The organism is Neglectibacter sp. CSJ-5, assembly GCF_032490475.1.
In the GTDB taxonomy this organism is placed as follows: Bacteria; Bacillota; Clostridia; order Oscillospirales; family Acutalibacteraceae; genus Hominenteromicrobium; species Hominenteromicrobium mulieris.
Map to the genome: position 1 here is coordinate 404,802 of NZ_JAVYJC010000003.1, position 23,891 is coordinate 428,692.

Genomic DNA, 23,891 nt, shown 5'->3' on the forward strand with positions numbered 1-23,891 from the left:
GTCACGGCTTATCCCCGTCTTTCAGCGCCGCCGCACCGCTTTCAATGGCGGAGAGCAGCGCCTGTGCACCCGTCCCGCTCGTCTCGAGCTCGCTGAGGAGCCGCAGCGCTTCGATCCGGTCAAAAAACCGAATTTCCATGCCGCCGTTTTTCGGTCTGCGAATTTCGGAGACGGCGAACAGATCCATGTTTTTCAGCGTGCGCGGGTTCACGTCCTCGCAAAAGAGCAGCCTTACGGCATCGTGAATGCCGCCGAACGCCAATCTGCGAAAGCCCTCCTTCGCCGTTTCGTTCACCATGTTCCACATCCTCTCTGAAAGTTTTGAAGCGCCAAACGGCGTTCGTTTTTTCGCCCGCCTGTTTGTCTCTTCACCCATACCCCCAAAACGCAGAAAAGTTTCCCTCAAAAGGGAAACTTTTCAAATTCATGTCCTCCGATGTCCTGCAATGTCCTCTGATGTCCTGCGATGTCCGGCGGTTTTATTTAATTTCAGGCTCCCTCTGGTTGAGGAAAAAGAAGAGATAGCGCGCGTCAACGCATGCGCACAGCTATATAAAAAGGGCGGCTTTGAGCCGCCCTTTCAGGGAACCCATGCAACTGGGTTTCCTACGGCTAAACAGTCCTCCGGACTGTTTAGCCTACCTTCTTAGTTTTTTGTTAGGCAATAAGATTTCGCTTTCTGCGGAAAGCGACTTAGGGCGCTGCCCTAAGAACCCGCAAGTTTTCTGAAGAAAACTTGACCAAAGACTTTACTCGTCGTTCTCCGTGAGCACATCGTGCATCAAAAACGGCAGACATTTCTCGAATTTCACGCCCCAAACGGTGTTGTCTCCGCACGCTTTTCTCGTTTCTTCTATGCACTTTGCGGTGTACCGCACGGCGGCGGCGCAGGCTTCCTTTACCGTTTTGCTGTTTAACATCGCCCCCAGCATCACGGCCGCGAAAATATCCCCTGTGCCGTGGTATTTGCCCGGCACGCGGTCGGAAAGCACCAGCGCCGTCTCGTCTTTTTCCCTATCGTAGCATGCCGCGCCGATTTTCTCCCCGTCCGTATACGCACCCGTCAGAATGACGATCTTCGGTCCAAAGTCGGAAAGGGCTTTCATTACTCTTTTAAGCTCCTTTTCATCATACGGCCCGTTCTTAAACGGCTCGTGCAAAAGGCAATACGCCTCTGTCATGTTCGGCGTTAAAATGTCCGCTTTTTCGCAAAGCCTCGTCATGCTCTGCGCCGTTTCTTCATTAAAAATGCCGTACAGCGTGCCGTTGTCGCCCATCACGGGGTCTACAAGGCGCAGCGGGCAACTGTGTTCGTCCGTAAACAGCTCGAAGATTTCCCGCACAGTGTCAATCTGCTCGCGGCTACTGAGGTACCCGGAACAGATGCCCTCAAACTCGGCCCCCTCGCGCTTCCAGTGCTGTGCCGTTTTCAGCATATCGTCCGTCAAATCGCGGTACACGGGATCTTTAAAGCCGCCGTGCGTGGAAAGCACCGCCGTCGGCAGCACAGATGTCTCGCACCCCAAGGCGGACAGCACCGGCAGCATCACCGTAAGCGAGCATTTCCCCGCACCGGAAAGATCGTTGATGACCGCCGCGCGGCGCGGTTTTTCTTCTGTATTTAAAAACTGCATCGGGTTTTTCCCTCATTTCAAAAGTATTTCCGCTTTTATTGTAACCGCGGCGGAAAATAAAGTCAATTAGCGGTTTACAGGTGAAAAAAAGAATGGTAAAATAAAGGGTACACGTACAGGCATGCCCTGCACCCGCGAAAGGAGCTTTCTATGAAAACCGAAAAGCAACGCAAGCTCATCGTTCGCATCGGCGCGGCGATTTTGGCCGGGCTGATGATCCTCTCGGCACTTTCCGCCGTACTATTCAGTTAAATAAATTCAACCGTGAATACATTCAACCGTTGAAAAAATCAATCCTCTTGAAAATACATTGTAAAGGAATGATCCACCCATGAATAAACCGAAGTATTATATTTCGACGGCTATCGCCTACACCTCCAGCCGCCCGCACATCGGCAACACGTATGAGATCGTGCTCGCCGACAGCATTGCGCGCTATAAGCGCATGGAGGGCTACGATGTCTACTTCCAGACCGGCACGGACGAGCACGGCCAGAAGATTGAAGAAAAGGCCAATGCCGCCGGCATCACCCCGAAGGAATATGTCGACAACGTCGCGAAGATTGTCAAGGCGAACTGGGACGTGATGAACACCTCCTACGATAAATTCATCCGCACCACGGACGATTACCACGAAAAGCAGGTACAAAAGATCTTTAAAAAGCTCTACGAGCAGGGCGATATTTATAAGGGCCACTACGAGGGCATGTACTGCACGCCGTGTGAGTCCTTCTTCACCGAGTCCCAGCTTGTCGACGGCAAGTGCCCGGACTGCGGCGGCGAGGTCAAGCCCGCAAAGGAAGAAGCGTACTTCTTCAAGATGAGCAAGTATGCAGACCGCCTCATCGACTACATCAATAAGCACCCGGAGTTCATTCAGCCGCCGCAGCGCAAAACGGAAATGATGAACAACTTCCTCCTGCCCGGCCTGCAGGATCTCTGCGTTTCCAGAACCTCCTTCAAGTGGGGCATTCCGGTCGATTTTGACGACAAGCACGTCGTGTACGTTTGGCTCGATGCGCTCACAAACTACATCACCGGCATCGGCTACGACTGCGACGGCAATTCCACCGAGCAGTTCAAGCGTGATTGGCCGGCAGACTTGCACCTCATCGGCAAGGACATCATCCGCTTCCACACCATCTACTGGCCGATCTTCCTCATGGCGCTCGACCTGCCGCTGCCGAAGCAGGTGTTCGGTCACCCGTGGCTTCTGATGAACGGCGGCAAAATGAGCAAATCGAAGGGCAACGTCATTTACGCAGAAGACCTTGTAGACCTCTTCGGTGTAGACGCGGTGCGCTATTTTGTCCTGCACGAGATGCCGTTTGAATCCGACGGCACCATCACGTGGGATCTGATGATCGAACGCACGAACTCCGACCTTGCAAACACGCTCGGCAACCTTGTAAACCGCACCATTTCCATGACAAACAAGTACTTCGGCGGCGTTGTAGAGAACAAAAACGTCGTAGAAGATGTCGATAACGATTTAAAGAGCGTTGTGCTCGCCACAAAGAACAGCGTGCAGACGAAGATGGATCAGCTACGCGTGGCAGATGCCATTTCCGAAATCTTCACGCTCTTCAAGCGCTGCAATAAGTACATTGACGAAACGATGCCGTGGGCGCTTGCAAAGGACGAAGCGAAAGCCGACAGACTTTCCACCGTTCTCTATAATCTTGTGGAAAGCATCACGATCGGCGCGGCGCTCCTCACACCGTTTATGCCGGACACCGCAGAGAAGATCGTCGCACAGCTCGGCACGACCTTGCGCGCATACGATACGCTCGATACGTTCGGCGTTTACCCGAATGGGGGTAAAGTAACAGACAAGCCGGAGATCCTCTTCGCCCGTATCGATCCGAAGGAGATGGGCGAGAAGATTGCCGCTGTGGAAGCGAAGTACGCTCCGAAGGAAGAGCCGAAGAAGGAAATTGAGGGTCTTGCCCAGATCAATATTGAAGACTTTGCAAAGGTTGAGCTGCGCGCCGCAAAGGTCGTTGCCTGCGAACCGATCAAGCGTGCAAAGAAGCTCTTGAAGCTCACGCTCGACGACGGCACCTCCACACCCCGCACGGTCGCGTCCGGCATCGCGAAGTGGTATAAGCCGGAAGACCTCATCGGTCACACCGTCATCGTCGTCGCGAACCTGAAGCCCGCCGTGCTCTGCGGCGTGGAAAGCCAGGGCATGATCCTTGCGGCAGACGCAGGCGAGGACGATGTGCGCGTCGTATTTGTGGACGGCACCCCGGCAGGCTCCAAAATTCGCTAAGGAAAATCTCTATGATATTTGATTCCCACGCACATTACGACAGCGAGCAGTTCGACATCGACCGTGACGAGCTGCTCGGCTCCGTACTGCCGCAAAAGGGCGTCGTTGCGGTCATCAATATGGCAGCCGATTATGAAAGCCTCAAAAAAACCGTGGCGCTCTGTGAAAAATACGATTATATCTACGGTGCAGTCGGCATCCACCCGGAGTGCGCAAACGACCTGCCCGATAACTGGCTTTCGGACGTGGAAGCGCTGCTTTCCCACCCGAAGATCGTCGCCGTCGGCGAGATCGGCCTCGACTACCACTGGGAGGACGAGTGCCCGCGCGAAAAGCAGAAAGAGGTGCTTATCGCCCAGCTGGAGCTCGCGAAAAAGCACGACCTGCCCGTTGTCATCCACGACCGCGAGGCCCACGGCGATATGATGGACATTCTGCGGAAATACAAGCCGAAGGGCGTCGTGCACTGCTTTTCCGGCAGTGCGGAATTAGCACAGGAGACCGTAAAGCTCGGCATGTACATCGGCCTTGGCGGTGTTGTGACGTTTAAAAACGCGCGCCACAGCGTGGAGGTGGCAAAGGCCATCCCGCTCGACCGCCTTTTGACCGAAACGGACGCGCCCTACATGGCGCCCGTGCCATTCCGCGGCAAGCGCTGCGACAGCTCCATGATCCCCTACGACGCGGTGAAGATCGCCGAAGTGCGCGGCATCACGGCACAGGAGGTTTTGGAAACCGCCTGCGAAAACGCCTGCCGCCTTTTCGGTATCACGCTGCCGAGCGCCGCAAAATAAAAGGAGCGATCATCTTGACCATCACGTATGAATACGGCGATAACCTCTACATCAACGTCACGAACCAGTGCCCGAACGCATGCGACTTCTGCCTGCGCAACAACAGCACGGGCAGCCTGTACGCGGATAACCTCTGGTACGAGGGCGCGGAGCCGACAAAAGAGGAAATCTTAGCCGACCTTAAAAAACGCGACCTCAATTCATACGCGGAGATTGTCTTCTGCGGCTACGGCGAGCCTGCCTGCCGCTGGGACGACATGCTTTGGCTTGCCGCGCGCTTAAAAGAAATGGGCAATTACACCCTGCGCGTCAACACGAACGGCCTTGCGGACTGCATCACCGGGCGCAACGCCGCGCCGGAAATGCACGGGCTTTTGGACATTGTGTCCGTCAGTTTAAACGCGCCGACCGCCGAAAAGTACGATGCGGTATGTCACTCGAAATACGGCCCCGAGGCGTTTGATGCCATGCTGCATTTTACGGCAGAAGCCGTGAAAAACGTGCCGCATGTGGTGATGACGGTCGTCAGCACCATGCCCGCAGAGGACATTGAAGCCTGCCGCAAGCTGTGCGAAAACACCGGCGCCAAGTTCCGCGTACGCGAGTATATCTCCGAATAACTGCATAAAATAACGAAAGCAGAGTGCTCAATCCGAACACTCTGCTTTTTGTTTTGTGATTTTAGTTTAATTTGATCTTGAATGTGATCGGCTTATCGGACGTGTAGTTCGTCTTGATATGCAGCCCATTTTCGTCGCGCGTCCACGCGGGTGCATCGTCTGTGCCGAGCACCGAAACGCTCTCGACTAAACCGTGGTACACCGTACCGGCGGTGTGCTCCTGCATACGCAGAGAGTGAATGTGGTATTCGCCGTTGTCGTTCGCCTTCAGCGCGATGGCAAAGAGCGTATCTCCCTTTGCCGTAAAGCGGAAATCCTCGCCCGTAAAGTTCTTTTTCACGCCGTCGGAAAAGCCGCCGTCCTGCACCTTTGTGGGTCCTTCGCCGAACGTCCTCCACACGTGCGTGTCATAAATTGCTTCTCCGTTCACCTGCATCCAGTCGCCGATGGCAGTCAGCACCGCGGTGTCCTCATCGGAGATGGTGCCGTCCGCTTTCGGGCCTACGTTTAAAAGCAGTGCACCGTTTTTGCTGACGATGTCCACAAGGTCGCAGATGATGTCCCCCGCCGGGCGGAAGTCGTTGTTTTCCGTGTAGCACCAGGAATTCAGCGCAATGGCAGTATCGGTCTGCCAGAAATACGGCTTGATGTCCGCCATTTGCCCGCGCTCAATATCCGGCACCGCCGTGCCGAACATATACGCGTCGAATTTATAATCGATGGCAACCTCCTCGCCCCATTCCGCAGCGCGATTATAATAGTACGCCGCCGCTTTTTTGAGGTACGGCTTTGCCGCCTCCTGCTGAATCCACCAGTCAAAATAGAGAATTTTCGGGTGATAATTGTCGATGAGTTCGCACGTGCGCACAAGCCAGTCTGCCATGAATTCTTCAGAGGGCTTGCCGTCGATGGCATCGAAATTCTCCGGGTCGGGCATGGAGGGCCAATAGAGGTCGTCGCGGTCCGGGTTTTGCGGCATATCGCTCTCAAACTTTTTGCCGTTGCTCATGAAGAACCAGTGCTCAATGCGATGCGAGGATACCCCAAGCGTCATGCCCTGCGCTTCCACGGCCGCTTTCAGCTCGCCGACTATATCGCGCTTCGGTCCCATCTCGTAAGCGTTCCAGTGCGAAATATTTGAGCGGTACATCTGGAAACCGTCATGGTGCTCCGCCACCGGCACAACGTATTTTGCGCCCGCCTTTTTAAAAAGCGCAGCCCATGCGTTCGGATCAAACTTTTCCGCCTTAAACATCGGAATGAAATCTTTGTAGCCGAAATCCTTGTGTGCACCGTAGGTTTTGATATGGTGCTCGTAGACCTTGGAGCCCTCTATGTACATGTTGCGCGGATACCATTCGCTGTCAAACGCCGGCACGCTGTACACGCCCCAGTGGATGAAAATGCCGAACTTCGCCTTTTGATACCACTTCGGCGTCTGCCAGCTTGAAAGGGACGCCCACGTGTCTTTGTACGGCCCCTTTTCGATCACGTCGTCAATGTTCTGCAATGCTTTTTTCATATCGATCATACTATTTTCCTCCCAAAAGGAACTTTTCTCTAAGAGATTTTTCTCTTTCCCCATTATATCAGCACATCAGAAATTTGCAAGACAAAAGCCGACGGAAACCCGCCGGCCTTTTGCTGTTATTTGCTTCTGTAATAGACGTCGTTTAATTCTTTGAGCCACTTTTTGTCGATGCCGTCGAGCTGCTCCTGCGTGACGCGGAATGCCCAGTTGCCGTTCGGCACGCCGGGCACGTTCATTTTCGTGTCCTTGCCAAAGCCGCAGAGGTCCTGCACCGGCACGATGACCGTATTCGCGGGGCTCTGCCACAGCGTGCGGATAATGGCGTGGCAAGAAGCACTTTCGCTGCCGCCGACCGCCCAGTCGCCGCCGGGGAATGCGCAGTATTTCAGCGCATGCTCGCGCTCATACGGCTGTGCCTCCCACAGCCAGCCGAGCACGGTGTTGTTATCGTGCGTACCGGTATAGGCCACGCAGTTTTTCGGGTAGTTGTGCGGCATGTGCATGTTGTCCTTGCCTTCCATAAACGCAAACTGCATCACGCGCATACACGGCAGCTGCGTTTTTTTCAGCAGGTCGATCACACCGTCGTCGATGATGCCGAGGTCCTCGGCGATGATCTTCGGGTTTTTGAACGTGCAGTTCACGGCGTCGAAGAAATCCGTCTTCGGGCCGTCGAGCCACTGCCCTTCTTTGGCGGTCTCCGCTTCGGCAGGCACGGCCCAGTAGGCGGAAAAAGCGCGGAAGTGGTCGATGCGCACGGCGTCAAACAGCTTAAAGCACGCGCCGAGGCGATCCATCCACCAACGGTAGCCGTCTTTTTTCATCTCTGCCCAGTTATAAAGCGGGTTGCCCCACTTCTGGCCGAACTCGCTGAAATAATCCGGCGGCACGCCTGCCACGTTCTTCGGCTCGCCGTCCTCTGTCAGGTCGAACAGATGGCGGTTCGCCCACACGTCGGCACTGTTTCTCGCAACGTACATCGGCAGATCGCCGATGATCTCCACACCTTTGCTGTTTGCATATTTTTTGATCTTCTTCCACTGCTCGAAGAACGTGTACTGGATGAACTCCATGAAAAGCACGGTCTCGGCCTGCTCCTCCATCGCTTTCGCGACGGCTTCGGGGCGATGAAGCTTCAGGTCTTCGTCAGCCCAGTCATACCACTCTGCGCCAATATTCGCTTCTTTCAAGATAATATACAGCGCGTAGTCCGGCAGCCAGCTCTTGTTTTCCTCGGCGAACGCACGCACCTTATCGCGGTAGGCTTCGTCCGCACGGGTAAATGCGCGGTATAAGACCGGAATGCGGCGCAGCTCCAGAAAATCGAACGCGGCGGAATACGGGTTTGCGTACATCTGCTCGCGCAGCTCGTCGTCTGTCAGTAAGCCCTCGTCGCGCAGCTGCTCGAGGTCGATGAAATTGCGGTTGCCCGCAAACGCCGAAATGCTGGCATACGGCGAATTGTACGCGTCGGTCGGCGTGAACGGCAGCACCTGCCAATAGGTGCAGCCGGTGTCACTCAAAAAGTCGATGAACTCTTTCGCTTCCTTACCAAAGCAGCCGATGCCGTAGGCACCGGGCAGGGACGAAACGTGCATCAGCACACCGCTTGCTCTTTTATTCATGGGCTTCTCCCTTCTTTTGCATAAATTGCTCAAATATTGAGATATTATATCTCATAAACTTGTATAAGTATACCATACTTTATAAGGCTATTCAATGGTAATCTTACACAGATTTCAGGGAGAACTTTTGAATTGTACGTCATTCGATCAGGAGCACCACGGCGCTTACGTCGTCCTCGTGCCCGTCTGCGCGGTCTTTTACGGCGCGCTCCACAATGCGCTCGGAAAGCGCCTGCGGGTCGTCGTCCTCGTAGTTTGCAATGAGGTCGCACAGCCACTCCGTGCCGGAAGCCGTCACGCCGTCCGAGACCATGACGAGCATATCGCCCGCATCGAGGTCTTTTTCGCTGCGGGCAAAGGCGATTTCCGGCAGAATGCCCACGGGCACGCTTTTGGCTTCCAGATACTCCGTCTTCTTGCGCCTGCGCAGCACCGTGCCCGCAGCACCCGCCTTGCGCAGGGAGACGTGCCCCGTAAAGAGGTCGATGCACGCGACATCCAACGTTGCAAGCGACTCCTCCCCGCCCTTTGCGAGCATGGCGGAGTTGATCATCTTCAGTGTGCTCTCAAATCCGATACCGGCTTTGAGAAGCGACTGCGCCATACCCGCGGTCATCGTACCATCCACAGCTGCCCGGCCGCCCGTACCCATGCCGTCGCTCAGAACGGAGATATACCGCCCGCTGCCGTCCGTGAACGCCTCGGCGCAATCGCCGCAGAGAGACGCGCCGTTTGCTGCGTGCTGCGCAAAGCCGCGCTGCACGGCATAAACGGGCTTCTGGCACATTTGCAGCTTTAAGGTATCGCCCGCCGCCGTCACGCTCGGCTGAGTGAACGTGCGCCCGCACGCGCCGGAGATCTCGCGTGTCAGCTGCCCTTTGTTGATGTGCACCCCGTGTGTGCGGCAAATGTTCGCTTCAATCGTCATACGGCCGAATTTATCAATGCGGCAGCAGACTTCAATCGGCGTGAGCTCGCGGTGGCGCAAGACCTCGCGCACCTGCTCCGCACTGTCCTCATCAAAGCGCTGGTACTGCTCAAATTCCTCCGCCATGTCGCCGAGCATCTGCGCCGTGGAGCGGAAATGTTCTTCGACGATGGCGCGCACCTGCTCCGCGCGCATACGGGCGCTTTCTTTTGCCAAAAGCTCGCGGTATTCGCCGTTTACGGCGTCTCTCAGCTCCATGGCACGGTTGCAGCGCGTCAAAAACGGCACATCAAAGTCGCTGCGTTCGATTTTGCCGCGCTCCCGCAGCGGATACGAAAGCCGCGAGAATGTTTTTTGCGTCTCGTCGCGGTTTTTGCGCCAGCACACTGCGCATTGGCTGCACCCGGTGCAAACCTTCTCCGCCGCGCGGCCGTACACATGCGGCAGGTCAGCCGCCGCGGTCGTCTCCAGCTTTTCCGAGATGCGATCTACGGAATCCGATGCGCTGCGCATGGCTTCCGCTGTATAACGCAGGCGCAAAATGACGTTCTTTCTAAGAGAATCGCCCGGCAGCCTGTCCCCGTGCGCGGTGAATAAATTGGAAAGCCGTCGGCTCTGCGGCAAAATCATGTATAAAACGGAAGCCGCGGCCACCTCCACCGCGCCGTAAAACACCTGCGAAGTGCTGTTCACCTGCAAGGATGCGATGCCGTTTGAAATGACGAACGCCACCGCCACGGCGAATTTGCCGAGCGGCGAGAACACGCCGGCCATCAGCCCGCCGAGACCGTACGCGCCGGAGAGATACGAAAGCCCCGCCGTGGAGAGCCCCTGCACCGTGCCCGCCGCAATGCCCGCCACCGCGCCGCCCGCAAGCCCGCCGATGCGCGCGCAGACGAGTACCGTCAGCACGATGAGCACGCGCCCGACGGAAATGTGCGAGACGGTCACGTTTGAAAACGAGAGCAGCAAAACGCCGAGCGAGACGATAACAGCCGCCACGTCGCCGCTGTCAAGCACGGCAGTCTCGCGGTGGGTCTCCAAAAGCTGCACGGTGCGGCGCAGAAAATACGCCGTGCCCGCCGCCAAAAACGACTCCGCAATGTACATGGCGAGCACATTTGAAAGCGAGCCGTTTAAAAACACCATGGCGATGCCCGTCGAAAGCAGCGGCAAAAACGCCGTGACCGGTGCGAAGACCGGGTGGTCACGGATGGACTTTAACTCCGACAGCGACCAGCGGATGGCCCCCACGGCGAGCAAAGCCGCGATGTAGCGCGCGGGGATATCCACGGGCGACGGGAACAGGTAGCCCACCGCGCCGCCGAGGATGACCGCCCACATGGTCGAAAACGGCGCTGCCGCCGCGCCTGCCGCCGCAAACGGTGCGTATTTGCCGAAGACGAGCCCGCGCGCCGTTAAAAAGCCCGCAAGGCCGCCCGCCATCAGCCACACCGCCCTGCGCACATACGGCACGGTAAGGGCCGCGCTTATGCGGTCCCGTACTCTTAAAACTGCTTTTTCCTCCATTGTCTTTTCCGCCCTTTCCTGCACTTTGTCTTTTCTGTGCTACCATTATACGAAGCCTTGCCCGCAGGAAAACACGAAACAGGCAGGCGGGTTTTAGGATTGTTTTGTGAAAAGCACAAGGTTTCTGTCGCCGCGCCTTTCATGCGCATTTTCCTTGTCGGTTTCTCTTGCTTCCCATGTGGAAATTTACAGTTTTCCGGCTGTGCCGACTTGACAAACCGCAAAAAAGGGCTTAGAATAGCGGTAATATCAAAACCGATGATTGGAAATAGTACCCGATGCAAAACGGCAAAGAGAGCCCCTTTCGGTGAGACGGGGTGCGGGCTGCGCGGCGAATGGCTCCATGAGGGCGGGCGGGAAAATCGCCCGACGTTTGGCCGCGTTAGAAGCCAAGCCGTAACTACGGCTGTAAAGCGGGCGTTTATGCGCCAATTTGGGTGGTACCGCAGGAATTTGACCTCTTGTCCCTTGTTTTAAGGGCGCAAGAGGTTTTACTTTTTGGGGTGCATCTGAAAAGTCAAAAACTTGTCTATTCCACAAATACGGACGGTTTCTGCGTTGAAAATTCTCGGCAGCCGGAAGGCTTCCTGCGGTTTTCGCCTTGAACCCGCCTCGTCTTTGCGAAATATCCTGCGTTTCCTTTGTTTTCAGATACACCCGTAAAAGCCTGAAAGTGCAAAATCAAATGAATCATATAGAAAGGTGACGTTACGATGGAATACAAATTTTCAGACCGCGTGCTCACGTTAAAGCCCTCGGCAATCCGTGAAATCTTTAAATACGCCGCTGACCCGAGCTATATTTCGCTTTCCGCCGGCAACCCTGCGCCGGAAGCGTTCCCGTCTAAACAGCTTGCCGCCATTTCCGCAAAGCTGATGGAGGAAGAGCCGATCCTCGCGCTGCAATACAGCACCACAGAAGGTTATCCGCCGCTTTTACAGCATCTTAAGGCGTACATGAAGTCCTCCCGCAACATCGGCACCGAGGATGACGGCGTACTCGTCACAAGCGGCGCACAGCAGATCATGGATCTGTTCACAAAATCCATCTTAAACGAAGGCGAAACCGTTATTTGTGAAGCGCCGAGCTTCATCGGCTCTTTAAACGACTTCCGTTCCTACAAAGCAAAGCTCGTCGGCATCCCGATGGACACGGACGGCATGAACATGGAAGCGCTGGAAAAGGCGCTCGAGACCGAAAAGAACGTGAAGTTCATCTATACGATTCCAAACTTTCAAAACCCCTCCGGCATCACGATGAGCCTTGAAAAGCGCCGCCGCCTGTATGAGCTTGCCAAAGCGCACGACGTAATGATTCTGGAAGACAACCCCTACGGCGACCTTTACTATGAAGGCGAGCCGCTGCCGAGCATCAAGTCGTTTGATACGGACGGCATCGTCCTCTACGCCGGTTCGTTCTCTAAGGTCATCTCCCCCGGTATGCGCGTGGGCTACGCCATCGGCCCAAAGCCGGTTCTCGCCAAAATGACCGTCTGCAAGCAGGGGCAGGACGTGCACACGAATATCTGGTCGCAGGTTCTGTGCTACCGCTTCATGACGGAATATGACTTTGACGCGCACCTTGCGGGGCTTAGAAAAATCTACACGAAAAAGCGCGCTTTGCTCCTTGACCTCATGGAAAAGCACCTTGCGCCGTACATCACGTGGGACCCGTTCAACGGCGGTCTGTTCGCGTGGTGCCACCTGCCGAAGGGCGTTGACATGATGGAATTCGTACAGAAAGCGCTCGAAAAGAAGGTTTGCGTTGTGCCGGGCACCGCATTTTTGACGGATGAAAACGAGCCGTGCGACGCGTTCCGCATCAATTTCTCCACCCCGACCGATGAGCAGCTCACAAAGGGCATCACGCTGCTTGGCGAGACCATCCGCGAGATGGTGAAAAAATAAAGGATATCAGAGAGGAAAATTACCATGGAAAATACCGTAAACACCACACCCGAAACAAAAAAGAAGCGCGTTTTGAGCATGATTCAGCCGACGGGCATGTTCACGCTCGGCAACTACCTCGGTGCGCTGAAGAACTTCGTCGCGCTGCAGAACGACTATGAGTGCGTGTACGCGCTTGCCGACCTGCACGCCATCACCGTGCGCCAGAACCCGGCGGAATTCCGCAAAAACACGCTTTCCGCCTACGCGATGATGCTCGCGCTCGGCATCGACCCAGAAAAGAGCATTTTCTTCATCCAGAGTCAGGTGCCGGAGCACGCACAGCTTGCATGGGTATTGAATTGCTACACCCAGTTCGGCGAGCTCTCCCGCATGACGCAGTTTAAGGATAAATCCGCAAAGCACGCCGATAACGTAAACGCGGGTCTGTTCACTTACCCAAGCCTGATGGCGGCGGATATTCTGCTGTATAACGCCGATTACGTGCCGATCGGTGCCGACCAGAAGCAGCACCTTGAGCTTTGCCGCAACATTGCGGAGCGCTTTAACGGGCTTTACTCCCCGACATTCGTCGTGCCGGAGGGTCTTATCCCGAAAGCCGGTGCGCGCATCATGTCTTTGCAGGACCCGACGAAGAAGATGAGCAAATCCGATGAAAACACGGCGGGCTTTATCACTATGCTCGATACCCCGGCGGAGATCATGAAGAAGTTCAAACGCGCTGTCACGGACAGTGAAGCCCGCGTCTACTACGGCGAAAACAAAGCCGGCATCAATAACCTGATGGGCATTTACAGCTGCATTACGGGCAAAAGCTATGACGAAATCGAAAAGGAATTCGAGGGCCGCGGCTACGGTGATTTCAAGACCGCCGTGGGCGAAGCCGTCGTCAAGGAACTTGAGCCCATTCAGGCGCGCTATAACGAGCTCATCAAGGACAAGGCATACCTTGAAAAGTGCTACAGCGAGGCCGCGCCTCGTGCAGAGGCCATTGCACGCCGTACTTTGCAAAAGGTCATGAAGAAAGTGGGGTATTTGCCGGTCGCACACTGAGCATACGGGAATTGACAATTTCTTTCTAAGCCAGTATAATGGACATGGAAATCGAAAAGCCGCAGCGGTCTGTTTCCGCGCGGCTTTTTTCTTGAGAAAATAAACGACCCTTTTTACAGAAAGGATGGATCCAATGGCAAAGCACATGGCCGGCAAAAACCAGCGCCCGTATTCTGCCGAAGACAGAGCGCGCCGCGCCGCAAAGGCTGACCCGCGCAGCACGGCTTCCGAGCTGACGCCGGAAACGCTGTACGCAAAGCAATCGTCACAAAGCGAAAAGCGCGTCCCCTCCTCCATAGAAAATCTGCATTTTTCCCCGAAGCCGCCGAAAAGCGGTCCCGAGGGCTTTGAAGAAACACGCGAATATCCCGTACCGGCAGCGCCGCAACAGGAAGCGCCCCGCTCGGAGCGCCCTGCGCCTGCACCCGCTCCACGGCCGGAGCCGTATGAGGACGAAGACGACTACGAAGAGTACGAAGAATATGAGGAAGGCTACGACGATAAGCCGCGCCGAAAGCGCTCGCCCGTCGTGCCCATCGTCATCGTGATGATCGTTTTGGCCATCGGCATTTTGGGGTACATTGCGTACAGCCTCGGTGCGTTCGGCAAGCTTTTACCCGCTGCCGCCACACCTACGCCGGAGCCCACACCGGAAGCCGCCGCAACGGCAGAGCCGACACCTACTCCCACGGCAGAGCCGACCGCCACGCCGGAGCCGACACCGCCGCCGATCTATGACGACGGCACGGAGGGCTACATGTCCTCGGGCATTCTCATCTACAATAACAAGGGCTTTGAAATGTTCTACGGCAGCGACAGCATGGCGACCGCCTACGCCGAAACGCTGAATGACTGTGCAAGCCAGCTTTCCGGCACAAAGGTGTACAGCATGGTCATCCCGAATCACTCGGAATTCGGCGTGCCGGAGCGCGTGCGCAATTACTATGAGGAAGCTTCCCAGCGTGAGAACACCATGGCGGTCAACAATACGCTTTCCGCAAGCATCACCGCGGTGGATATTTACGATGCGCTGAACCTGCACAACAACGAAGACATTTATTTTGATACCGATACCCACTGGGCGCCGCTCGGCGCGTTTTACGCGTATGAAAAGTTCTGCGAAGCGGCAGGTGTAACGCCCACGACGCTCGACAGCTTCACGAAAACGTCCTCTGACTTCACGGGCTACCTTGCCCACGTTACGAGCGAAGACGTGCTGAACAACAACCCCGATACACTCGATCTCTACGACCCAAAGTACAACTACACATGCGAAATTTCGTATGACGGGCAGTATTTTGAGGAAACCGACAGCCTCAATAGCCACGACGAGAGCCTCGGCTACGCCATGTACCTGCACGGCGATATGGGCTGCGTGCGCATCACGAACCACGACCTTTCCACGGGCCGCAAGCTGCTTGTGGTAAAGGACTCCTACGGCAACGCCATGGGTCCGTTCCTCGGCGCAAGCTTTGACGAGGTACACGTGATGGACTTCCGCTACTTTGAAGGTGACCTGCCGACCTATTGCACGGAGCACGGCATCACGGACGTGCTTTTCGCCGTCAACGAAATGGCCGTCAATACCGAGCAGCACCAGAATTCAATCCGCGCAATGTTTAATTGAGCATCGCATGATTTTCACGCATAACCTAAAAGACTCCCTCTGTCCGAGGGAGTCTTTTTTACAAAACTTTCACCCCAGCAGCTCCGGTCTTTCCTCCAAAAGCGTCTGCAAGCTGCCGTCTTCGTAGCGGTAGCTCATCACAACACCGCCGGTCTGCGTCTTTTCGCGCGCTTGTCCCATTGCGGCGCCGAGCATGAACGCGAGCGCGAGCACGGTCAGCATAACTGACGAAAGCACGAGCGGGTTTTGGGTTCGGCGGCTTTGAAATCCCGCAGCAAAGCTCTCCGGTGTACCGGCGACCGCACAAAGAATGTCATACGACATCGTTTCTGCGTGGGGAATCTCGCACAAAAGGCTTTGCACGCGGGCGGTCTCACGCTTCTTCTCTGCGCGCGTGCCGCTTACCGCCCGATACACACGGCGTAAATACTGCTCAAACCCGCTTTCAGGCTTCCTTTTCATGTTGCACCTCGCAGCTTTTCAGCACGTTCTGCACACCTACGGCCGTGCGCCAGTATTCCTCTTTCTGCTCCGTGAGATACGCTTCCGCCGCAGGCTCCAAATGATAGTAAACGCGCATGCGGGCGCGGGCGGCGTCCGTCATTTCGGTGCGGGAAGATACACACCCGCGCTCCTCCAACCGCCGCAGTGCGACGTACACCGAGGCCAAGTTGAACGACAAAAGTCCCCCGCTGCGCGATTCGATCTCCTGCACCATCTCGTAGCCGTAGTGGTCGCCCTCCTTTAAAATGAGCATGCACAAAAGCTCCAGCGGCACACGCTTGGTGCTGTCGTTATTCGCCATTGTCATTCCTCCCCTTTGCATAAATTCTGTGATTTTATCCTACCACAGAAAATTTAATTTGTAAAGCACATTATTAAAATAATTTAATATAAAATTATTGACATGTCAAATTTGCTCTGCTATACTCAAGCCATAACACAGGCTTTGCACTTTTTCGTTATGGAAGGAGGAACCCATGAAAAAGCTCATTATCCCTTGCATTACGCTCATCTTGACATTTATCTTGGCGATTTCTGTTTCGGCAGAAAGCCTGCCTGCGCTGCACCCGGCGGAGAACATCCAAACCGGCGTTACGGAGCAGATGGTCGCGGCGCTGACGAAAGCCGTGCCACACATCAGGCTGCACCCCGCAGAGAAGCTGAAAACCGGCTTTTCCGCGGCGTATATTACGGAGCACTACAACATTTGTGAGATTTCGCACGCAACGGGCGAGACTGCGCTCGGAGAGAAACTGAACGTCGTCTCCTACCGCTTGCAGCCGAAAGACACACAAAACGAAACGCTTTTGCTCATCGACGAAGTGCAGGACGCTTCAAGCGGTGAAACGTTGTATTTTACACTGCATTACGGTGATTTTGACACCGGCGAAGTGACACGCGCCGAAGTGATTTACCCGTAAACCTACAAAACGCAAAGCCTGTGCACATGCGCGCATAGAAAAACGGCACCGTTACAAAACGCGGTGCCGTTTGCTTTTATTGGGTTAGATCGACTTATATTCGTCCAAAAGACTTTGGGCGAGCTTGGAGTTGACGACGGCGAAATCGTCCGGGGATTTGTAATCGAGCGTGCGCAAAACCTCCTGCGACTGGCGGTACACGGCCATTTTGGTGGTCTGGTACACGGGCTCCTGACGCCCCTTGACGAACAGTGCAAAACGCAGTTCCTCCTCCGTTGCGGCGCAGAAATAGGCGTGCACATTGCCGTCCAGATTTTTGCGCACCACGGTGACGATGGCATTTTTCACAAGCTCCACGGCGGCATCATCGAGGCCGGCCTCGAAAATGAGGATTTTCTCCTTTAACTCCTGCGGGTTTTTCACGCTGCGCTTTTTCAGCGCGCGCACGGCGGGGATAGGCTCCGCGCCGGAAACCGCGCCGGAGGGGCGCAGGCAGATCATAAACGCGTTCATCGGGTCATGGTAAATCATGGGATACGCCATCTGCGCGGTGTAGCCGCAGTGGAGGCATTCCCAGTCAAACATGGATTCGCGCAGAATGTCGCGGCGCAGCTCGGGGTTTTCCTCCGCATTGACGCTTGTGTACATCTCTAATTTCTGCGTCTGGCCACAGGCGGGGCAGACAATATCTTTCTGTATCTTCGTAGACATCAAATTCACTCACTTTCTGCAAACGGAACCTGCCCCGGCGCAAAAGGTGGGCGTTTTTCCGCGCAAGGAATCAAGCGGACCTCAGGTCCGCCTTTTAACGTTCATTTTAAAGTGCATTATTCGTAGGGAACTTCTTCGCTTTCGTCTTTTTCGGGCTCAGTCGTTTCCGGCTGCTCGGCGGCAGGCTCTGCCGCTTCCACGGCTTCGTCTACGGTACCGTCCGGCACGAATGCGGCTTCTTCGGCTTCCTTTTCCTCTTCCGGCGTGGGAGTGTACTCCTGCACGTCGTCAAGGGTGATCTCCTCTTCTTCCGCTTCGCTGTCATCCTCACGGGTCAGGGCTTCCAGCTTCTCTACAGCGGCATCGATGCGCTTCTGGGCGGCTTCAATGTCGATGCAGTACGGCTCCGTAACGGTGTTCTCTGCATCGCGCAGGTTGTGGTAGTAGTAGCGGCCGAGAGCGAGATAGGCGCGCTCCTCTGCCTTTTCCTCACAGCGGATAACAGTGCGCAGGCGATTCATGAGCGCAGTGCGGCGGTTCTTTTCCTCTACCACTTTCACAGCGCCCTGTACGGCGCCGCCGGCGGTCTTAAATGCGGCCGAGATATTCTTCAAAAAGTTCATGGTAAAACTCCTTTCGGTCAAAACGCCAAGGCGTTCAGTTATTTCAAGTTTAAATACACCTTTATTATATATCAAAAAAGCGCAAAATAACAGCCCCAAAATGTAAATAATTCCATATAAATATACAGAAAAGCGGACATCGCAGGACATTATAGGACATCGTAGGACATCTTTTGAACATTTGTTCCGTATTCGATTGACATTTCGGAGATTTTTGTTTATGATGAGAGTTGACGAACACATGTTCTATTTTGAAACGAAAGGATCGTGACTGCAAGTGAACGATTACATTTCCTGGGGACAGGAGTATTTGGATGAGGCGGAGCGCATCAAACGGCGGCTGCTCGTCATCCGCGCCGAACGCGACTATGACATTGCAGGCGAGCAGGCCCAGCGTGTGCAGATGCTTTACACCATGTATTTGGAGTGCCTGGTAACAGGCCATGCGCTGCAAAAGCGCGGAAGGAGGGCGGTTTCGTGAGCGGATATAAGCCCCTTTCCGCCGGTGCACGGCAGGCGAAGCTACTCAGCCGCATCGGCGCAGAGACAAACAAAAATGAGCTTTTAGAAGCGCAGGTTTTACTGCGGCGCGCCATCGGCAATGAGCTGACTGACCGCCAGCGCGACTGCGTGCAGCTTTACTACGGCGAGCGGCTGACAATGCAGGAGATTGCGGACGAGCTTCACCTGACGCGCGGCACGGTGTGCAAGCACCTGCAAAAGGCTTCGGCACGACTTTCGCACGCTTTGCAGTATTCCGCGCTCGGCATGCGTGCGGAGCAAAGCCGCGACCGATAATCCCCTTGAAAAGCCTCTCCGATTGTGCTACTATTTGTACAGACAACTCAGCATAGATCACAGCAGATTTATCTGCGGAAAGGCTTATACTATGGATTTGATTCAAATTGACGAAAACGGGCTGCATCTCGTTTTTGAAAAGACGGAAGATTTCGGCTGCAAGCTGCTGCACTTCTCTGCGCTCCCCTTTGACGAGCGCAGTCTGCTGCACGTGCACGACCGCGAGACGGGCGGCTTGCGCCTGAACACCGAGCGATACAATCTCTTGGAAATTATGATCTCCGGGCAAAACCGACCGGGCGAGCGCCACGGCAACAAATACATTTCCACAAGCCCCGGCGACCGCATGAAGCTCGTCTATTTTACGGACAAGCACAACGAGTTCGGCCGCAAGCTGGAAATCCACATGGAAGATAAGATCTGCGGTATTGAAACGATTTCGCACATGCAGTTTTATAACGGCATTCAGGCTGTACGCTGCTGGACGGACGTGAAAAATGTCGGCACAGAGCCGCAGGGGCTGGAATACGTTTCTTCCTTCGCCCTCACCGGCATCGAAAAAGAGGGTATGCTTTCAACCGACGACAAAATGCGCGTCTGGTACCCGCACAACGGCTGGCAGCGCGAAATGCAGTGGGAAAGCTACACATTCCCGCAGCTCGGTCTCGCCCGCTGCCAGCCCGAGGAAATTCAGCGCTCCTCTAAGGTGATTGGTGCGACGAACATCGGCAACTGGTCTACAAAGGAATACCTGCCGATGGGTCTGCTTGAAAACACGGAAACGGGCTCCAATTTATTCTGGCAGATTGAGCACAACGGCTCGTGGCACTGGGAGATCAGCGACCAGATGGGTAACTTCTACATTCAGCTAAGCGGCCCGACGGAAACGGAATCGCACTGGTGGAAGAATTTGCAGCCGGGCGAAACATTCACGACAGTGCCGGTGTGCGTAGGCTCCACGCTCGGCAAATTTGATGACGCCATGGGCGAGCTGACGAAGTACAGACGTATGATCCGCCGCAAAAACGCGGACAATGAAAAGCTGTGCGTCATTTTCAATGACTACATGAACTGCCTGTGGGGCAACCCGACAACGGCGAAAGAGCTGCCGCTCATCGACGCGGCGCACAAGGCGGGCTGCGAATACTTCTGCGTGGACGCAGGCTGGTACGCGGACGGCTTCTGGTGGGACAACGTGGGCGAATGGCTGCCGAGTAAGGAACGTTTCCCAAACGGCCTTGAGGAAGTGATGGACTACATTCGCTCGAAGGGCATGATTCCGGGCGTGTGGCTCGAAATTGAAGTAATGGGCATTTGCTGCCCGAAGGCCGCGCGCGTGCACCCGGACTGGTTCTTCACACGCCACGGCAAAAAGGTGCACGACCGCAGCCGCTGGCAGCTCGATTTCCGCAACCCGGAGGTCGTGGAGCACGCAAATGAGGTCGTTGACCGCCTTGTGCGCGACTACCACGTGGGCTACATTAAAATGGATTACAACATTGAGCCGGGCATCGGCACGGAATTAAACGCCGACAGCGTGGGCGACGGTTTACTCGGGCACGAGCGCGCATATCTTGCTTGGCTCGATTCCGTCTTTGCCCGCTACCCCGACCTTGTGATTGAAAACTGTTCCTCGGGCGGCATGCGCATCGACTACGCGATGCTCTCGCGCCACAGCATTCAGTCTACGAGCGACCAGGAGGACTACCTGCGCTATGCGTCCATTGCGGCGAACGCGCCCTCGGGTCTGACGCCGGAGCAGAGCGCCATTTGGAGCTACCCGATGAAGGGCGGCGGACGCGAGGAAGCCGTATTTAATATGTGCAACGCGCTGATGCAGCGCATTCACCAGAGCGGTCATTTGGCGGAAATTCCCGAGGAGGACTTCACGCTCGTCAAGGAAGCGCTCGATTATTACAAGACGATCCGCGGCGACATCAAGCGCGCGCTGCCGTTCTGGCCGCTCGGTACGTCGCACTTTGCGGACACGTGGGTCTCGCTGGGCCTTAAAACCGCGCACAAAGCGTACATCACCGTGTGGAGACGCGGCGCGCCGGACGGCCGCTGCACGCTGCCCGTGGATTTCCTGCGCGGCAACGAGCACGTAAATGTGCGCTGCGCATACCCCGCAAACCACAACACGAAATGCGCATGGAACCCGGAAAAGGGCACGCTGACCGTGGACCTGCCCGCACCGATCTGTGCGCGGATTTTCGAGCTGGAATACTGAGTTTGCGCCTTAATTGAGTATATGAAGAAGATAGGCGAATAAGCGCGGCAGCGCGCGGCGGAATCCCAAAAGCGAGCGGAGCGTGCCGCACAGAAAATGGAAGACGCAATGAAGCGCGCCAAGCTTGCGCAGGAGCAGTTAAAAAAAGCGCAGGCAGAGGCCGAAAAGCTCAAAAATCAGAACAAAAAGACGTAAAAAATCGCCCGCAGGCACGAAAAACGGTTGCCTGCGGGCGATGGTTTTTGAATTTTACTTTTCGATGTCTTTTTCGACGTTCTGCGGAGCAGTGGGCGAAGAAGCGGGCTGCACGGGCATCTGCGCGGAAGCCGCTGCGGGTGCCGAAACGGGTGCGTAGGCGCTGCGCATTTTGGCGGTGGTGACCATGTGCTTTGCGCCCTTTGCCATGGCGATGATGGTAGGTACGGCACCGATAATGGCGAAGAGATAGACCTGTGCAAGGCCGCCGAAGTAGTCGCCGGAATCGACATAGCCTTCTTTGATAAGATCCATCATGGCGCGGAACGCGGTGAAGAAATCGGTCTCATAGAACTGCGCCGCGGTGATTGACCAATCGGCCTGATACGCAAGGAAGATCATCAGAAGCATCAAAACGCAGGAAATGATGATGCCCGGTGTGCCGAGCTTTTTGCCGAGCATTTCGTAGCCCTTTAACGTGCAGATGGCCATGACAAGGCCGGAAACGGCGGCAACGTAGCCGAGCTGACCGACGATGACGATGACGACGGCGCCGATAAGCGAACCGATGAGCGCACCTACGATGCCGGGCAAAACCTGTTCCTGCTTCTGCATTTTTGTCTGGTTCTGTTGCGCGGCGGCTTCGCTGACCTGCCCGAAGCACGGCTCGCACAAAAGGTAAGCATTGCCGGAGACGGTGTAGGCGTCTACGCCCTCCGGGCGACCGCAATGCTCGCAGCAATTTGTATATCCGTTCGTTCTGAGGAACGTGATGAGCGTATCAAGCGCACTGCGCAGGGCCTCTGCCATTTTATCTTTATTGCCGGAGAGCTTCACAAGGAAATTGACGCGGAAACGCTGCACGGTACAGCCGCTCAAAACCTTATTCATTTTCTCGAGCGGTTTAAAATCCGCGGGGTTCGGCGCCATGCCCATGCGCGAGACCGAAAGCGAAAGCATATAGTAGACGCGGTTGTTGACGTTCGGCATAACGGTGACGGTATACCCCTGCACATTGCCGAAAACGCCCTCTGCATTTGGGTCATACATAAGGCCGTTCACACCGGCCGCTGCCGCAAGCTTTGCCATTTGACTTTTGTTCATATCCCGATCCTCCAAATGTTATTCTTTACCTGTATTCTACTATATTCGGGTTGGTTCGTCAATCGGGTGGCGCAGGAAGTTTTTGTTGCCGAACTCGCCGGAATGCACCTTAATGGCGACGTTGCCGGGCAGCTTGCAATCGAGCAGCTGATACATTTCAATGATCTTTTCAGGGGTGACCGTTTTTGTAAAATAAACCTTGGGTTTCACGAAAATTCCTCCTTAGAATTCGTTATGTGCGGGTGTGACTCCGCATACATTTCTATAACATTAAAAGTTTGCTTTAAGTCAATATGCGTTTTGGCTAATTTTGCACTGGCCAATTTGGTGTGTTTACCGGATTTGCAAGCAGAATGTTCAAAAAGTCTTTTCTTCCGGAACTTTCTGCGGTAAAATAGGGAAAAACGGAGCATGATGCAGGAAAGGAAGTATTTTGATGCAGAAACCGCTTGTCAGCGTGATCGTGCCGATCTACAACGCGCAGAACAACATTGTGCGCTGCGTGGAGAGCATTCGGCGGCAGACGTATGAAAATCTTGAAATATTGCTTTTGAACGACGGCTCTAAGGACGTGAGCTACCCGGTGTGCGAGATGCTCTCGAAGACAGACGCGCGCATCGTTTTGATTGATAAGGAAAACTCCGGCGTTTCGGCGACGCGGAACCTCGGCATGCGCATGGCGCGGGGCAAATATTTGCAGTTTGTGGACGCGGACGACACGCTGGAGCCGTTTGCGACAGAGCTCCTCGTTCAGCGTGCGGAGGATAACAACGCCGATCTCGTCATTGCGGCGTATAACCGCATTGTGCCGTACAAGCCGAAAAAGGAAGCGAAGCTTGACCCGCTTTTGCCGAATAAAAAGAAGCAGCTGACGGAGCAGCTGGCGAAATTCCAGACATTCGGCTTTCTGCCGATGGGCTTTATGACAAAGGAAGAATTCGCCTGCGGGCTGATGCAGGAGCCGGCGAGCTTTTACTACGGCGTGATGTGGAACAAGCTTTACCGCGCCGATTTGGTGCGCGCACACACGGACGTGCGGTGCAGCGAGGAAATGACGTGGAGCGAAGACCTGTATTTTAATTTGACGTACATACGCTATGCAGAACGGTTTTTTGCGCTGACCGCGCCAATCTACAACTACTACGACAACCCCGGCAGCGCGGTTGTAGTAGTCAAGAAAAGTAGACACGAAAAATATTTATTTTTGATTTGCTTTTTCAAAAGTAGACATGAGGAATATTTTTGCAGAAGTTGTTTTTTCAAAAGTGGACACGGACAATAA

The 23,891-nt window shown here is 55.0% G+C and carries 22 protein-coding genes and 1 other annotated feature; of the genes, 11 read left to right on the plus strand and 11 right to left on the minus strand.

Going from position 1 to position 23,891, the window contains the following annotated elements; genetic code table 11:
- Position 1: 1 nt before the first annotated feature.
- Positions 2 to 298 carry a hypothetical protein gene (locus tag R2K26_RS08640; protein ID WP_176819672.1) on the minus strand — a complete coding sequence of 99 codons (297 nt, stop codon included), beginning with the start codon at positions 296 to 298 and terminating at the stop codon, positions 2 to 4.
- Between the two features lie 451 nt (positions 299 to 749).
- Positions 750 to 1,634 (minus strand): pyridoxamine kinase, encoded by an 885-nt coding sequence (locus tag R2K26_RS08645; protein WP_316519613.1) that lies wholly within the window; start codon positions 1,632 to 1,634, stop codon positions 750 to 752.
- Between the two features lie 331 nt (positions 1,635 to 1,965).
- Between R2K26_RS08645 and metG the strand changes: the two genes are divergently transcribed.
- From metG to R2K26_RS08660, 3 genes are read left to right on the plus strand one after another with little or no spacing between them, the layout of a single operon-like run.
- The gene (gene metG, locus R2K26_RS08650) at positions 1,966 to 3,909 is read left to right on the plus strand and encodes a methionine--tRNA ligase (protein WP_316519614.1); all 1,944 of its coding nucleotides are present in this window, start codon (positions 1,966 to 1,968) and stop codon (positions 3,907 to 3,909) included.
- A gap of 11 nt (positions 3,910 to 3,920) precedes the next feature.
- Positions 3,921 to 4,703 carry a TatD family hydrolase gene (locus tag R2K26_RS08655; protein WP_316519615.1) on the plus strand — a complete coding sequence of 261 codons (783 nt, stop codon included), beginning with the start codon at positions 3,921 to 3,923 and terminating at the stop codon, positions 4,701 to 4,703.
- A gap of 14 nt (positions 4,704 to 4,717) precedes the next feature.
- Positions 4,718 to 5,323 (plus strand): TatD family nuclease-associated radical SAM protein, encoded by a 606-nt coding sequence (locus R2K26_RS08660; RefSeq protein ID WP_316519616.1) that lies wholly within the window; start codon positions 4,718 to 4,720, stop codon positions 5,321 to 5,323.
- A gap of 61 nt (positions 5,324 to 5,384) precedes the next feature.
- On the opposite strand, the gene R2K26_RS08665 is transcribed toward R2K26_RS08660, so the two are convergent.
- From R2K26_RS08665 to R2K26_RS08675, 3 genes are all read right to left on the minus strand, one after another.
- The gene (locus R2K26_RS08665; protein ID WP_316519617.1) at positions 5,385 to 6,854 is read right to left on the minus strand and encodes an alpha-L-fucosidase; all 1,470 of its coding nucleotides are present in this window, start codon (positions 6,852 to 6,854) and stop codon (positions 5,385 to 5,387) included.
- A gap of 116 nt (positions 6,855 to 6,970) precedes the next feature.
- Positions 6,971 to 8,479, minus strand: coding sequence for a 4-alpha-glucanotransferase (gene malQ / locus R2K26_RS08670; protein ID WP_316519618.1), 1,509 nt, complete (start codon positions 8,477 to 8,479; stop codon positions 6,971 to 6,973).
- Positions 8,480 to 8,618: 139 nt separating this feature from the next.
- Complete coding sequence (locus R2K26_RS08675) at positions 8,619 to 10,937, minus strand: PP2C family protein-serine/threonine phosphatase (protein ID WP_316519619.1); 2,319 nt, start codon at positions 10,935 to 10,937, stop codon at positions 8,619 to 8,621.
- A gap of 249 nt (positions 10,938 to 11,186) precedes the next feature.
- Positions 11,187 to 11,409 (plus strand) — a binding site (T-box leader).
- 241 nt (positions 11,410 to 11,650) lie between these two features.
- On the opposite strand from R2K26_RS08675, the gene R2K26_RS08680 reads away from it, so the two are divergent.
- The 3 genes from R2K26_RS08680 to R2K26_RS08690 all read left to right on the plus strand — a co-directional run bounded on the left by R2K26_RS08680 (position 11,651) and on the right by R2K26_RS08690 (position 15,524).
- Positions 11,651 to 12,844 (plus strand): PLP-dependent aminotransferase family protein, encoded by a 1,194-nt coding sequence (locus tag R2K26_RS08680; RefSeq protein WP_316519620.1) that lies wholly within the window; start codon positions 11,651 to 11,653, stop codon positions 12,842 to 12,844.
- A 24-nt stretch (positions 12,845 to 12,868) separates the two neighbouring features.
- Complete coding sequence (gene trpS / locus R2K26_RS08685; RefSeq protein ID WP_316519621.1) at positions 12,869 to 13,897, plus strand: tryptophan--tRNA ligase; 1,029 nt, start codon at positions 12,869 to 12,871, stop codon at positions 13,895 to 13,897.
- Between the two features lie 133 nt (positions 13,898 to 14,030).
- Positions 14,031 to 15,524, plus strand: coding sequence for a DHHW family protein (locus tag R2K26_RS08690; RefSeq protein ID WP_316519622.1), 1,494 nt, complete (start codon positions 14,031 to 14,033; stop codon positions 15,522 to 15,524).
- Positions 15,525 to 15,593: 69 nt separating this feature from the next.
- Here R2K26_RS08690 and R2K26_RS08695 read toward each other — a convergent pair whose 3' ends face one another.
- Complete coding sequence (locus R2K26_RS08695) at positions 15,594 to 15,986, minus strand: hypothetical protein (protein WP_316519623.1); 393 nt, start codon at positions 15,984 to 15,986, stop codon at positions 15,594 to 15,596.
- Positions 15,970 to 16,329 carry a PadR family transcriptional regulator gene (locus R2K26_RS08700; protein WP_316519624.1) on the minus strand — a complete coding sequence of 120 codons (360 nt, stop codon included), beginning with the start codon at positions 16,327 to 16,329 and terminating at the stop codon, positions 15,970 to 15,972. The genes R2K26_RS08695 and R2K26_RS08700 overlap by 17 nt, the downstream gene beginning before the upstream one ends.
- 175 nt (positions 16,330 to 16,504) lie before the next feature.
- On the opposite strand from R2K26_RS08700, the gene R2K26_RS08705 reads away from it, so the two are divergent.
- Entirely contained in the window at positions 16,505 to 16,948 is a 444-nt protein-coding gene (locus tag R2K26_RS08705) for a hypothetical protein (protein ID WP_316519625.1), read from the plus strand.
- Positions 16,949 to 17,032: 84 nt separating this feature from the next.
- Here R2K26_RS08705 and R2K26_RS08710 read toward each other — a convergent pair whose 3' ends face one another.
- Positions 17,033 to 17,659, minus strand: coding sequence for a CpXC domain-containing protein (locus R2K26_RS08710; protein WP_176819822.1), 627 nt, complete (start codon positions 17,657 to 17,659; stop codon positions 17,033 to 17,035).
- Between the two features lie 116 nt (positions 17,660 to 17,775).
- Positions 17,776 to 18,282: a hypothetical protein gene (locus R2K26_RS08715; protein ID WP_316519626.1), complete on the minus strand. Its 507-nt coding sequence runs from the start codon at positions 18,280 to 18,282 to the stop codon at positions 17,776 to 17,778.
- 277 nt (positions 18,283 to 18,559) lie between these two features.
- Here R2K26_RS08715 and R2K26_RS08720 point away from each other — a divergent pair, with 277 nt between their 5' ends.
- The 3 genes from R2K26_RS08720 (at position 18,560) to R2K26_RS08730 (ending at position 21,310) form a co-directional block, all read left to right on the plus strand.
- Positions 18,560 to 18,763 carry a hypothetical protein gene (locus R2K26_RS08720; RefSeq protein ID WP_176819806.1) on the plus strand — a complete coding sequence of 68 codons (204 nt, stop codon included), beginning with the start codon at positions 18,560 to 18,562 and terminating at the stop codon, positions 18,761 to 18,763.
- Positions 18,760 to 19,080, plus strand: a complete 321-nt coding sequence (locus R2K26_RS08725) for a sigma-70 family RNA polymerase sigma factor (protein WP_176819805.1) — start codon at positions 18,760 to 18,762, stop codon at positions 19,078 to 19,080. Before R2K26_RS08720 ends, R2K26_RS08725 begins: the two co-directional genes overlap by 4 nt.
- Before the next feature lie 91 nt (positions 19,081 to 19,171).
- Positions 19,172 to 21,310, plus strand: a complete 2,139-nt coding sequence (locus R2K26_RS08730; RefSeq protein WP_316519627.1) for an alpha-galactosidase — start codon at positions 19,172 to 19,174, stop codon at positions 21,308 to 21,310.
- Between the two features lie 249 nt (positions 21,311 to 21,559).
- Here the strand turns inward: R2K26_RS08730 and R2K26_RS08735 are convergent, their stop codons facing one another.
- Positions 21,560 to 22,609 (minus strand): hypothetical protein, encoded by a 1,050-nt coding sequence (locus R2K26_RS08735; RefSeq protein ID WP_316519628.1) that lies wholly within the window; start codon positions 22,607 to 22,609, stop codon positions 21,560 to 21,562.
- A 39-nt stretch (positions 22,610 to 22,648) separates the two neighbouring features.
- Positions 22,649 to 22,819, minus strand: a complete 171-nt coding sequence (locus R2K26_RS08740) for a hypothetical protein (RefSeq protein WP_316519629.1) — start codon at positions 22,817 to 22,819, stop codon at positions 22,649 to 22,651.
- A 226-nt stretch (positions 22,820 to 23,045) separates the two neighbouring features.
- Between R2K26_RS08740 and R2K26_RS08745 the strand changes: the two genes are divergently transcribed.
- Positions 23,046 to 23,891 (plus strand): glycosyltransferase family 2 protein, encoded by an 846-nt coding sequence (locus tag R2K26_RS08745; protein WP_316519630.1) that lies wholly within the window; start codon positions 23,046 to 23,048, stop codon positions 23,889 to 23,891.